The following is a 12,312-nucleotide window of genomic DNA, read 5'->3' on the forward strand; positions in this document are numbered from 1 at the left end:
GCCTCTGAAAAGAAGGCAGCCCCATAAAATTATTTGCGTATTCTACTTCTTGAAACAAGTAGAATCATATACGTTAGCAAGCCAAATAATAATGTGATGAACAGTGAATGTAGCAAAGCAATATAAAGATTTAGCTTTGTTAGAACTACAAGCATACCTGTTGTTGCTTGAGTAGCAACAAGGATGAATGCAATGATCCAACCCCAATAGATAACACGCTGGTCTTTATAATTTCGGATAGCATGTATCATGATGATGGCGAGCCAGATAACGATAATTGCTGCAGCTACGCGGTGACCCATCTGTACCCACTCATACATGTTGCTTGGGAGTTCAAAAGAACCGTTGCGGCAAAGCGGCCAGTCCATACAAACAAGTCCGGAATCAGTATGGCGAACGAGTGCACCTGTATAGACGACAATGTAGGAATAAACTGAAACACCGATTGTATGCCATTTCAATCTCTTGCCTATGCGTAACTGATCTGCATCAAATTTCTGATCTACTTCAAAGATAAGAAGTGTTAATAACAGGACTGAGGCAAAAGAAATTAGTGAAATACCAAAGTGCAGCGCAAGGATGAAATCACCTTGTCCCCATAATACTTGGGCAGCTCCAATTAATGCTTGTAATACAAGAAAGAACACGGCCATAGAGGCTAAAAATTTTGTTTCACGAATATGTCCCATTGCCTTCCAAGACCAGACGGCTAATATGACAATAAATATACCGACGGACCCAGTGACGAGCCGATGTGAAAATTCAATGAGCACTTCAGCAGTAATTTCATCAGGAATCAGTTGTCCATTACAACCGGGCCAATGTCTACCGCACCCCATACCGCTATCGGTTTTTGTTACAAGAGCTCCACCAAGAAGGATTAATAACATACCAATTGTTGAAGCGACTGCAAACCATTTCAAATACTTATGATATCGCAAAAATAAGACACCTTCTTTATAATTGTTGGCCATCGTGTAAAAGGCACCTGCTTTTCTGATGATAACGAAAAGAGAGAGGAAAGACAATGACAAGCAATTAAAAATAGGTCGGTAGTCACCGTTTTCACAAATTGTTCATAAATAAGACGTTTTTACTTCACAAAAGGTATGTAGAAATGATTTACTATATATAGAGTATAGGAATACTTATGTAGATATTTGTGGAAGTAAGGTGAGAATCGGTTTTTGCTATGGAAAATGTACCTTAGTTTCGATATAGTTAGTTTTAGCAGTATTCACTAACACCTTTGAAAGGAGGGGAATTATGTCGAACGAACGAACAATTTCTACAGCCACTGATTCGACAATTGGAACGACATCAGTACTGAAAGATTTTCTAGCACTCATTAAAATCGGAATTGTCAATTCCAATATGATAACGACATTTACTGGGTTATTTTTAGCTTTCCAATTCACGGGTAGAAACTTTCTTCATCATATAGATTTACTGGTATTTGCCCTTGGAGGATCGGGATTGATTATTGCCGGTTCTGCCGCACTCAACAACTTGATTGATCGTGATATTGATCCAATCATGTCCAGAACGAAGGCTAGACCGACAGTTACTGGACGATTTAAGGCGCCTGCTGTGTGGACACTTGCCTTCACATTTATCGTTGCAGGTGAAATATTGTTGTATGCCGCATCACCAGCAGCTGCTTTTTGGGGGCTTGCAGGTATCTTCAGTTATGTTGTACTCTATTCGATGTGGTCGAAGCGTAGATACGTCAGTAACACCATTGTAGGAAGTATTTCAGGAGCTATTCCACCGCTAATCGGTTGGGCTGCTGTTGAACCAGCTCTAGGTGCAGGTGCATGGGCGTTATTTCTCATTATGTTCATTTGGCAACCGCCGCATTTTTATGCACTTGCGATGCGTCGGACAGAAGAGTACCGTGCAGCGAACATTCCGATGTTGCCTGTTGTAAAAGGTTTTGCAAGAACTAAAAAATCGATGTTGGTTTGGGTACTATTATTATTTCCGCTACCGTTTCTTCTTACGGAGCTTGGGATTGGTTTCCTAATACTTGCAACTGTATTGAACATCGGATGGCTCTATCTAGCACTAAGAGGGTTTAAAGCGAAAGAAGATTTAAAATGGGCGACGGCTATGTTCATCTATTCGCTAAATTACATGACCATCCTTTTTGTTGCGATGATTATTTTCTCGATTTTTGTCTAATACATTCGGAATTCTTTCTTTTGACAGGAATTCATATAGAGAGGTCAATAGTCCTCAAAGCAGAAAAACATTTTTTAGAAAGAGAGGTATCATTAAGCTATGATGAAAGGACTCAAAAAGTGGCGTCTCTTTTCTCTATTGGCAGCTCTTACCGTGTTCCTGGCAGGGTGTGGTCAAGAAGAGCTATCTACGCTTCTTCCGGCTGGTCAAGTCGGACAGGATCAATTTAATTTGTTGATGTTATCATCGGCAATCATGTTATTGGTAATCATTGTAGTTGTAATCATCTATGTCATTGCAATAGTCCGTTTTAGACGTTCAAAACTAGGTGAAGAACATATTCCTGAACAAGTTGAAGGGAGTCATACATTAGAATTAGTTTGGACGATTATTCCAATTCTTCTTATCCTACTTCTTGCTGTCCCAACAGTTTATTACACATATAAACTAGGTGATGTAGCAGCAATGGGGTCTGTAGATGAAGATGGGAATGCAGAAAATCTAGTTGTTGATGTAACGGCAAAACTTTACTGGTGGGAATTTGAATACCCAGATCTAGGAATCGTCACTGCACAGGAGCTTGTTGTGCCAATGGACGAAAAAGTATACTTTAACCTACTTGCTGCAGACGTGAAGCACTCATTCTGGATTCCGGCAGTTGGTGGAAAACTTGATACGAACGTTGAAAACGTTAATAAATTTTATTTAACATTTGAAAAAGATTCACAGAACCTAAAAGATGGCGTGTTCTACGGTAAATGTGCTGAGCTTTGTGGCCCTTCACATGCGCTGATGGACTTCAAAGTAAAAACAATGCCACGCGCCGACTTTGACAAGTGGGTAATTGCTATGCAAGCAACTGATAAACGTGTTGCGGATGCAGCTACTAGTCAAGGAGAACAACTATTCCAACAAAGCAGCTGTATTGGCTGTCACGCAACATCAGCTGTTGGTGAAACGGGAGCACAGGGACCTAACTTAGCGTCATTTGGTGACCGTAACCGCGTTGCTGGATTTATGGATCATGACAAAGAAAGCTTGAAAGAGTGGATTGTTGATCCACAGAAATACAAGCCTGGTAATAAGATGCCAGCATCTACTCACTTTACTGATCAAGAACTTGATGCTCTTGCTGAGTACTTGATGGGACTTTCAGTTGAAAAATAATTGCTAACATGATTTTGAAGGGGAGGTAAATAAATTGAGTTCAGTTGCTCAAAAAAGAGGTTTTGGCGCAACGTTGTGGGACTGGATGACGACAGTCGACCATAAGAAGATTGGTATCCTTTATCTCCTAGGTGGAGGATTCTTCTTCGTAATGGGCGGTATAGAAGCGATGATCATTCGGATCCAGCTTTTAAAGCCAAACAACGATTTTGTCAGTGCTGGTCTTTTTAACGAAATTATAACCATGCACGGAACGACAATGATTTTCCTTGCGGCCATGCCGATATTATTCGGATTTATGAATGCCATCATGCCACTCCAAATCGGAGCGCGTGACGTAGCTTTCCCATTCCTAAACTCATTAGGGTTTTGGATGTTCTTCTTCGGGGGCGTGTTCTTAAACGTATCTTGGTTATTCGGCCAAGTGCCTGATGCAGGTTGGACTTCTTATGCTTCACTGTCTATCGCATCTGAAGGACATGGTATCGATTTTTATGCAATAGGTCTTCAAATTGCCGGTGGAGGTACGTTAATGGGGGGAATTAACTTCCTTGTTACCATCATTAACATGCGTGCTCCGGGGATGACGTACATGCGTATGCCACTCTTTACATGGACTACGTTCGTAGCATCAGCGATGATTCTTTTCGCTTTCCCACCTCTTACAATCGGACTTTTCTTCCTGACATTCGATAGAATGTTTGGAGGTAACTTCTTTGATCATACGATGGGCGGAAACACGATTATCTGGGAGCATATTTTCTGGATATTCGGACACCCTGAAGTATATATTCTGATTTTACCGGCTTTCGGTATTTTCTCGGAGATCTTCTCGATCTTCTCACGTAAGCGTTTATTCGGTTATTCATCGATGGTATTCGCGACGGTGTTAATCGGATTCCTAGGGTTCATGGTTTGGGCTCACCATATGTTTACAGTGGGTCTTGGGCCAACAGCAAACGCAATTTTCGCAGTAGCAACAATGGCAATCGCTGTTCCGACTGGGGTTAAAATCTTTAACTGGTTACTGACAATTTGGGGCGGTAGTATTACTGTTACAACGCCAATGCTCTATGCACTTGGTTTTATACCATCATTCGTAATGGGTGGGGTAACAGGTGTTATGCAAGGTGCTGCGCCACTTGACTACCAATTACATGACTCGTACTTCATCGTAGCCCACTTCCACTACGTTATTGTTGGTGGGGTTGTGCTAGCTATTTTAGCGGCTGTACATCTATGGTGGCCAAAAATGTTCGGTACGATGTTGGATGAAAAATTAGGTAAAGTAACATTCTGGTTCTTCTTCATTGGCTTCCATATGACTTTCTTAATTCAACACTGGTTAGGATTCTGGGGAATGCCACGTCGTGTGTGGACATACATGGACGGTCAAGGCTGGAACTCAGCTAACTTGATCAGTTCTGTGGGTGCATTATTCATGGCGATTGGTGTCATCGTTCTTGTGCTTAACATTATTAAGACATCTGTTAAAAATGAGCGTGTTGGAAATGACCCATGGGGTGACGGTCGTACACTTGAATGGGCAATTTCATCACCACCACCTTTCTATAACTTTGCACAAACGCCGCTTGTACGTGGGCTTGATACGTTCTGGATTGAAAAACAAGAAGGAAATGCATCTGGACTTACACCAGCTGAACCTGTAATGGATATTCATATGCCACACGGTTCAATCATTCCATTCTTTATGACTGTGGGGATGTTCATCGCAGGATTTGGTGCGATGTTCCGTCTAGATTACTCATGGGGTCTACCACTTCTAATCTTCGGTCTTCTATGGACGTTCATAGCAATGTCACTTCGTTCTGTGAAGGACGACTTGGGTTACTATGTGAAGAAGGAAGACATTCTTAAGGATTTAAAACGTAAAGGGGGTCAAAACTAATGGATTTGAACAAAAAATTCACCCCTGAGACGTGGCCGGAAAATCCGGAAAAAGCAACTTTGGAAGCGAAGAATAAGTTTGTTGGTTTCTGGCTCTTCCTTGGTGGAGAGACTGTTCTATTCGCTACACTCTTTGCAACATATCTTGCATTGAAAAACAAAGGACCAAGTGGTTTTGAATTTACGACGCAAGGACTTTTTGAATTACCACTTGTATTAGTCATGACGATGCTTCTTCTTACATCTTCTTTGACAAGTGTTTATGCAATGTATCACTTGAAAAACTATGACTTCAAGAAAATGCAGCTATGGCTTGCCATTACCGCATTACTTGGACTTGGTTTCCTAATGCTTGAAGTGTATGAGTTTGTGCATTATGTTAGTCTTGGATTCACTTACGACAACAGTGCATTCAGTTCCTCGTTCTATACGCTTGTCGGGACTCACGGTTTCCACGTAGCCATCGGACTTGTCTGGATAACGCTACTTATTTTCCGTAACGCGAAGCGTGGTTTGAACTTGTATAACGCGCCGAAGTATTATACTTTTTCGCTGTACTGGCACTTTATTGACGTTGTTTGGGTATTCATCTTCACTGTAGTCTATTTGATGGGAGTGATAGGTTAATATGGCAGACATTCAAGTTTACAAAAAATCACCAGCTGAATTTGAGTTAGGACAGAGACGTGCAAAAAGCGCGATGCGTAATCAAATAATGATGTTCTCGCTTATGATTTTCTTGACGCTTATCTCGTTCACAATGGTTACTGCATACCAAGCAGATGTTGCAGGATTCTCGAAATTCTTCGTTATTCCAGCACTTCTACTGTTTGCGGTTGTCCAAATCGCTTTACAATTGTATTACTTCATGCATATGAATGAAAAAGGACATGGCATTCCTCAAATGTTTTTATACACGGGGCTAATGCTTGGACTTCTCATTCCGTTGACTTTTGTCACAATCGTATGGTGGTAAGCAACAGACGCAAGAGCCTGTAGAGATTTTATCTTCTACAGGCTTTTCCTGTTTTTTTAAAATTTTTTTAGCTGAAGCCATAAGATCAATTGAGAAGGCGTCCCTTAGTACTTTTCTAATAAAATGTCATAGTTCATTCATTGAGTTACGGTGTTATTCGTTTTATAATGAAGATAGACTTTATTGAAGGAGCGATGGCAATGATGCCTTTGAGCATATTTGGATTCCAAGCATTATGGAGTCCGTTATTTTTACTATTCATCGTACTTGGTATTGCATTATATTTATTACTTACGATAAAGATGCGTCATCGATTTGAAGGCTCAGAGCAGCTTACTCGGAATCAGCTAGTATTATTTTTAATTTCAATGGTATTACTTTATATTGTGAAAGGCTCACCTGTCGATTTAATGGGACATATCCTATTTACAATGCATATGGTGCAAATGGCACTACTATTACTGTTAGTTGCTCCATTATTCATTATGGGAATTCCTAACTGGATGTGGAAGAAAGTTTTTGATATTAAAAAACTGGCTCGTGTTCTTGATGTTTTTACAAAACCAGTAATTAGTATTATGTTATTTGTAGGTATGTTTTCGGTTTATCACATTCCTATTATTTTGGATAATGTAAAATTAAGTGCGCCATTACACACTATTTTTACCATTACGTTATTTATCGCGGCAATGTTATTTTGGTGGCCAGTTGTTAATACATTGAAGGGGCAACCACAACTTCATGGATTGAAAAAAATTGGCTATATTATTTTAAGTGCAATTTTAATCACTCCAGCCTGTTCACTAATCATCTTTGTGGACGTACCTGTTTATGAAACGTATCAAAGTGGAGAAGCATGGCTGAAAGCAATGGCACTTTGTGTGCCTGCTGGTACGCTAGCAGGGCTTTCTGGATTAGGTATTTCAGGTCCAGAGATGTTTACGAATATGTCTACATTGGCTGACCAACAACTAGGTGGAATTCTTATGAAGGTGATACAAGAAATCATTTATGTTGGTGTCCTCGGTAAAATTTTTATAAAGTGGTATAGAGATGAGCAAGAAAATGCAGATGAAATTACACAGAATGCTCTACTAGAGCGACAAAGATTGACGATGCATGAACACTAAGTACGTGTAAGAAAAGGGGAACGTAGCGAATGACTGTGCCATTATTGCCTACAATTAGTACATTATTGATTGTTCTATCTGCTATTTTTGTAGCAATTGGATGGAATCTTATCCGAAAAAAGAACATAGAAGCGCATAAGAAAATGATGTTTGCCGCGGCAGCTTCGGCCATTCTTTTTTTGATTATCTATTTGTCAAGAAGCATTTTTGTCGGTAATACGGCATTCGGTGGTCCGGATCATTTGAAAGTGTATTATATGACTTTTCTTATTTTCCATATCTGTCTTGCGACGACAGGTGCAGTACTAGGAGGAATAACAATCCACTCGGGGTTGAAGAATAACTTGGCTAAACACCGAAAAATCGGTCCCGTAGCAAGTGTTATTTGGTTTTTTACAGCGATTACGGGCGTTGCCGTCTATTTGCTTCTTTATGTTTTCTACAAGGGTGGAGAGACGACGTCGGTCTTCAGAGCAATCTTTGGGATTTAAAAAAACACGCAGTCACGTCTGTCGATTAACCATTTACTTGCATAAACTATAGGCAGTTAAGGTTTGAAACCATTATCTTCACTGTGATATTTCCGGTTCGCTTTCGGCAAAATTTTCGCGACATAATTACCAATGAGGAATTGCAGTTCATTCCTCCCTCAAGGAGCTAGTGTGGCTAGAAATGACTTCGTCATCTCTAGCCACACTTTTTCGGTAATCTTGTTATGAATAATTCCCAGTCGCGTAACTACAACATTCAAGTGAAAAATGCGGTTGCTTTGAAAGTAAAGAATAGCTGACTTTTTATTAAGAGATAAGTGCCCGAAGATGCAATTTCGGGCACTCTTGTACTTTGTGGAAAGTCACACTTCCAAAAATAAAAAAAGAAAAGACTATGGTGATAGCTTCAGCCAATCGAACAGCGTAGGGTTCGATTTGCCGTATTTCTGCGTTCTTTGCGGAAATTAAGGCATCTTTTCCACTGCTCTCAACGCTTCGCTTTTGTTCGAGCCGTTCTTTTTGGCGGCTTTTATCCAGTTAAGAGGCCCTCTATTCCCTCTTCCCAAAAAGTATTAGCACTTCGTGTGTCTATGTCTTTGGAGAGTGACGGATGAACAACCACCATACGATTAGAGAAAACATATATAGGGATGCGGCGAAGTCGCATCCCTATATATAAAATAGCACGGTAATGGTATAGAAATTGTTTTATCCAAAGCGAACCAAAGAAACTATACATGGAGTGCCTAGTATTTAATTAGATTCTAAAGTTCATTTTGATTATCCCTGCTTCACGGGCGGTTGTGAAGAGGATGACAATAAATGGACCGATGAATAATCCAAAAAATCCTAATAGCTTCAATCCGATAAACATCGTAACCAATGTTGGAAGTGGGGAAAGTCCGATTTGAGAGCCCATTACTTTTGGTTCAACAGTTCGTCGTATAATGAGCAGGATGATTGCGAGAATCGCCAGTTTCGTTGCAGTGGCTACATCTCCGCTAATGAATAGATAGCATGCCCAAGGTGCAAGAATGATGATGGAGCCAAGAATAGGAATAATGTCGATAATCCAAATGACAATTGACATGACAATCGCATATTTAGGGGTAATCAAAAGAAGTCCGACGAAAGTAACAGCTAGGACGATGAGGCTAACTAACAGTTGTGCTTTCAAGAAACCAAAGATGACAGAGTTGATTTTACTAATCATATAACGAACTTTTTCTGCGGTTGAAGTCGTTAAGTGTCTAAACAGCATTTTTTTTAGTTCGGGTAATTCGAGCATCAGCAAAAACAAAGCGACTAAAAAAACGATAAAGCTGACGAGAAAGTTTGGAATTTCTGTCATCAACGCAAGGACCCTGTCATAATTGAGTAAACTTAGAATGGATTCTCGCATGGATTCAAATATGTCTTTGAATTCTTTTCGGATAGGTTTAATAACTTCGTCAGGCAAAATGGAGGTATATTGAAATAGTTTACTTTGGCTATCTATCCAGAGGCCTGCTAGTGAATTTAAATAATCAGGTACGGCTTGCGTAACCTTCATAATCTTGCCAACTAATTGGGTAACGGTATAATAAAGGATGACAATGATACCTGTAAGAATAAAAATAAAAATAGAAGTGACCGCTATTTTCCGGTGCCATTTCCATTTATTTTCTACGAATCTAACAAGTGGCTCGATGAGTATGGCCATAAGAAGTGAGAAAATGAGGGGAATTGAAACAGGAATAATAAAGATTGAAGTGAAAATAGTGATAACCACGATTAATGTTAGGATAAAGTTTCGTTTAGTAAGCCATTTTGTCAAAGTTTATTCCCCCAAAGTATTCACTGCGTATTTAATTCAATTATACCCAATTTATAGATGTTTCATTAGCAGAGGGGAAAAAATAGAAAAAACCGGAGAACTATATGGTTTCCGGTTTTTCATCACACTATTATTTTTTTAGGTTATGAGGTAGTAGTTCAGCATATACAGCTTTTAAAGTTGCAACGCAGTCTTTGACAAGGCTTTCAGGGAAGTGTTCGCCTTCGCCGTATTCTACACCATGTGGATAGTAATGTTTACCGATGACAGGTTTTTTTAGGATCATATCTGCATGGCGTGAGTCAACGTTACCATCAATTGTGTAACTGAAGACACGTAAATAATATGTACCTTCTTTAATTACATATTTTTTATCGAATGTAGCTCTTTCGTAGTCCCACTGACCTCCGCGGATCAGATTGTGTTTCAGCATAATTTCATCAACAATTGCCAAATCGGCAACAATATTTTCGATGCCTGTATCTTCAATATACATAGTTCGTGTCCTCCTTATATATCGTTCAGCCAATTCCCTATACCTATTTATAATAGAACAAATCACCATTAGTTGCAATGACAACATTGTGTCATCATTTTTATATTGTAATGAATAAGACAATCCTCAACATTTTTGTCTACTTGACGAAGTATAATAATAAGGGATAATCATTTGTAGTATATGGTATAAGTGAATTGACTAAACTACCTATTTTTGAAAGCGGTGCAAAAATGAAAGTACTTTGGAAAATAGCGCTATTACTCGTTATTGTTCTTGCGTTTTTTTATATCACAGATGACCGGGTGAAGGAAAATAAACCGCTTGAATCACCAGTTAAGCATGGCACAGCTATACCAGTGCCTGGAAAAGGGGAAGGTTTGCCGATAGCACAAGCGAGACCCGAAGTTGGGATATCATTATTTGTTGGTCAATCAGTAGATAAGCTAATTGCCGAAATAGGCAAGCCAGACCGGATTGAGCCTTCGGATTATGGGTATGATTGGTGGATTTATACTGCTAATGCGCAATTTATGGTGGGTGTAAAGGATGATGTAGTAAATCAAATCTACACAGCAGATGTATCCGCTGATGTTGCTCCTTTTACAATTGGGCAGCTGGCACAAGATATTTATCGCTTTACGATTGTGGAAACAGAAGTGGCGGCACAGGTAGATGACAGCATCTACACGTTTACGTTGAATGGGGATGATGCGAAAACACGATTGCTGATCGAATATGAGGGGGTCTATGCGCAGTTGTATATTGACAGTGTTGATGAAGTACTGGAAGCGGTGCGTTTTATCAATCCTGTCACACTTGTTCTGCATCAACCTTATGATATGTCTTATATGGGGGAAATCGTTAGTCCGCATCACCCTTCATCCACGATGCAAATCGAGGTGGACCGGGCGGTGGAGCGTCAAATTTTCGAATTAACGAATGTCTATCGCAAGAAACATGGAGTGGACGAAGTGTTTAGCGATTATCACTTGGGCGAGGTAGCGCGTAAACATAGTGAAGATATGGTGCGGGAAAATTATTTTTCACATGAATCGCCTGTGACTGGTAATCTAGCGGATCGTTTAAAAGAGGCGAAAATTGAACATCGAAAAGCCGGAGAAAATATTGCCTCTAATTATGTAGATGCGATAGAGGCCGTCCACGGGTGGCTTAATTCCCCCGCACACCGCAATGTTCTACTCGATAAGGATTTTACACATCTTGGTACAGGCGCATATGGCAAGTTTTATACACAAAATTTTGTGCGTTTATTGGTAGAAGAACAAGGGCAGCGATAATATCGCTGCCTAAGGCAAAATCCATGTACCGGACTCTGAACTGGCGATACCTCGTATATAAAGAGGTGTCGCTGTTTTTATAGCATGAAGTGCTGCGCGTTTCTGGATAATCGGTCTGTCGCAGTCGAGCAGAACGAGGAATTCGTCCAATTTTAACACATCCAGCTTGCTATAATTTTCGGCTTCATGCGGATCATGTGTCATGACGCCAGGTACATCTTTGAAAAACTCGACATGTGATGCCTGAAGTGCACCTGCTAACGCGATGGCTGTTAAGTCACTACCACCCCTTCCAAGCGTCATCACATGACCGTCTTTATCTATTCCTTGAAAACCTGGAATGATGACACAGTGTGTCAGTTTAAGACTTTCAATAATCGATGTAGTATCAATATGACTAATGGACCCGTCACCGAAATCTCCAGTCGTCCAAATCCCGGCTTTGACGCCGTGGAGGATGGTATTTGAAACACCCTCACGTGCTAATTCTGCAGATAATACAGCTGCTGCAATTAATTCTCCACAAGAGGCCACTAGGTCACTCGCCGCCGTAGAGGATGAGAAGGCATCTGTGAGTTGGAGAAGGCTGTCCGTTGAATAAGGATCACCGTAGCGCCCGATTGCGGAAACAACAACGACAACCTTGTCGAATTCATGTATTCCTTCCTTTATATGGTTAATGCAAATCATTCTCATTGCTTCATTTTTCATCGCAACTCCACCGAATTTCTGGATAATCATCAAGGCTCCCAACTTTCTTCGTGTCGTTCATTGCGCTTTCTTCATACGATAAAGTATGTTCGCTCTCAATATATTCGCTGTCGCAGAAAATGTTCGGGAAGG

At 40.3% G+C, this 12,312-nt stretch carries 12 protein-coding genes; 8 read left to right on the plus strand and 4 right to left on the minus strand.

Going from position 1 to position 12,312, the window contains the following annotated elements; genetic code table 11:
• Positions 1-29: 29 nt before the first annotated feature.
• Positions 30-974 carry a COX15/CtaA family protein gene (locus tag R2B72_RS08435; RefSeq protein ID WP_412177812.1) on the minus strand — a complete coding sequence of 315 codons (945 nt, stop codon included), beginning with the start codon at positions 972-974 and terminating at the stop codon, positions 30-32.
• 292 nt (positions 975-1,266) lie between these two features.
• Between R2B72_RS08435 and cyoE the strand changes: the two genes are divergently transcribed.
• The 7 genes from cyoE (at position 1,267) to R2B72_RS08470 (ending at position 7,856) form a co-directional block, all read left to right on the plus strand.
• Entirely contained in the window at positions 1,267-2,184 is a 918-nt protein-coding gene (gene cyoE, locus R2B72_RS08440; protein WP_318616023.1) for a heme o synthase, read from the plus strand.
• A gap of 99 nt (positions 2,185-2,283) precedes the next feature.
• Entirely contained in the window at positions 2,284-3,351 is a 1,068-nt protein-coding gene (coxB, locus tag R2B72_RS08445) for a cytochrome c oxidase subunit II (RefSeq protein WP_318616024.1), read from the plus strand.
• A 34-nt stretch (positions 3,352-3,385) separates the two neighbouring features.
• Positions 3,386-5,260 carry a cytochrome c oxidase subunit I gene (gene ctaD, locus R2B72_RS08450; protein ID WP_318616026.1) on the plus strand — a complete coding sequence of 625 codons (1,875 nt, stop codon included), beginning with the start codon at positions 3,386-3,388 and terminating at the stop codon, positions 5,258-5,260.
• Positions 5,260-5,886 (plus strand): cytochrome c oxidase subunit 3, encoded by a 627-nt coding sequence (locus R2B72_RS08455; protein ID WP_318616027.1) that lies wholly within the window; start codon positions 5,260-5,262, stop codon positions 5,884-5,886. Before ctaD ends, R2B72_RS08455 begins: the two co-directional genes overlap by 1 nt.
• A 1-nt stretch (position 5,887) precedes the next feature.
• The gene (locus tag R2B72_RS08460) at positions 5,888-6,235 is read left to right on the plus strand and encodes a cytochrome C oxidase subunit IV family protein (protein ID WP_318616028.1); all 348 of its coding nucleotides are present in this window, start codon (positions 5,888-5,890) and stop codon (positions 6,233-6,235) included.
• Positions 6,236-6,438: 203 nt separating this feature from the next.
• Positions 6,439-7,365 carry a cytochrome c oxidase assembly factor CtaG gene (ctaG, locus tag R2B72_RS08465; RefSeq protein WP_318616065.1) on the plus strand — a complete coding sequence of 309 codons (927 nt, stop codon included), beginning with the start codon at positions 6,439-6,441 and terminating at the stop codon, positions 7,363-7,365.
• A gap of 29 nt (positions 7,366-7,394) precedes the next feature.
• Positions 7,395-7,856 (plus strand): DUF420 domain-containing protein, encoded by a 462-nt coding sequence (locus R2B72_RS08470; RefSeq protein WP_318616029.1) that lies wholly within the window; start codon positions 7,395-7,397, stop codon positions 7,854-7,856.
• A gap of 757 nt (positions 7,857-8,613) precedes the next feature.
• Here R2B72_RS08470 and ytvI read toward each other — a convergent pair.
• Positions 8,614-9,672 (minus strand): sporulation integral membrane protein YtvI, encoded by a 1,059-nt coding sequence (gene ytvI / locus R2B72_RS08475; RefSeq protein ID WP_318616030.1) that lies wholly within the window; start codon positions 9,670-9,672, stop codon positions 8,614-8,616.
• A gap of 130 nt (positions 9,673-9,802) precedes the next feature.
• Positions 9,803-10,168 (minus strand): YugN family protein, encoded by a 366-nt coding sequence (locus R2B72_RS08480; protein WP_318616031.1) that lies wholly within the window; start codon positions 10,166-10,168, stop codon positions 9,803-9,805.
• A gap of 233 nt (positions 10,169-10,401) precedes the next feature.
• On the opposite strand from R2B72_RS08480, the gene R2B72_RS08485 reads away from it, so the two are divergent.
• On the plus strand, positions 10,402-11,469 hold the full coding sequence (locus R2B72_RS08485; RefSeq protein WP_318616033.1) for a CAP domain-containing protein: 1,068 nt from the start codon (positions 10,402-10,404) through the stop codon (positions 11,467-11,469).
• Positions 11,470-11,478: 9 nt separating this feature from the next.
• Here the strand turns inward: R2B72_RS08485 and R2B72_RS08490 are convergent, their stop codons facing one another.
• On the minus strand, positions 11,479-12,210 hold the full coding sequence (locus tag R2B72_RS08490) for an aspartate kinase (RefSeq protein WP_318616034.1): 732 nt from the start codon (positions 12,208-12,210) through the stop codon (positions 11,479-11,481).
• Positions 12,211-12,312: the final 102 nt, after the last annotated feature.

The sequence above is a fragment of the Sporosarcina sp. YIM B06819 genome (assembly GCF_033485175.1).
Classification (GTDB): domain Bacteria; phylum Bacillota; class Bacilli; order Bacillales_A; family Planococcaceae; genus Sporosarcina.

Bases quoted from the DNA above. Each gene is read 5' to 3' on its own strand.
- R2B72_RS08435 (WP_412177812.1), bottom strand. From the start codon at position 974: ATGGCCAACAATTATAAAGAAGGTGTCTTATTTTTGCGATATCATAAG.
- cyoE (WP_318616023.1), top strand. From the start codon at position 1,267: ATGTCGAACGAACGAACAATTTCTACAGCCACTGATTCGACAATTGGA.
- coxB (WP_318616024.1), top strand. From the start codon at position 2,284: ATGATGAAAGGACTCAAAAAGTGGCGTCTCTTTTCTCTATTGGCAGCT.
- R2B72_RS08455 (WP_318616027.1), top strand. From the start codon at position 5,260: ATGGATTTGAACAAAAAATTCACCCCTGAGACGTGGCCGGAAAATCCG.
- R2B72_RS08460 (WP_318616028.1), top strand. From the start codon at position 5,888: ATGGCAGACATTCAAGTTTACAAAAAATCACCAGCTGAATTTGAGTTA.
- ctaG (WP_318616065.1), top strand. From the start codon at position 6,439: ATGCCTTTGAGCATATTTGGATTCCAAGCATTATGGAGTCCGTTATTT.
- R2B72_RS08470 (WP_318616029.1), top strand. From the start codon at position 7,395: ATGACTGTGCCATTATTGCCTACAATTAGTACATTATTGATTGTTCTA.
- R2B72_RS08480 (WP_318616031.1), bottom strand. From the start codon at position 10,168: ATGTATATTGAAGATACAGGCATCGAAAATATTGTTGCCGATTTGGCA.
- R2B72_RS08485 (WP_318616033.1), top strand. From the start codon at position 10,402: ATGAAAGTACTTTGGAAAATAGCGCTATTACTCGTTATTGTTCTTGCG.
- R2B72_RS08490 (WP_318616034.1), bottom strand. From the start codon at position 12,210: ATGATTATCCAGAAATTCGGTGGAGTTGCGATGAAAAATGAAGCAATG.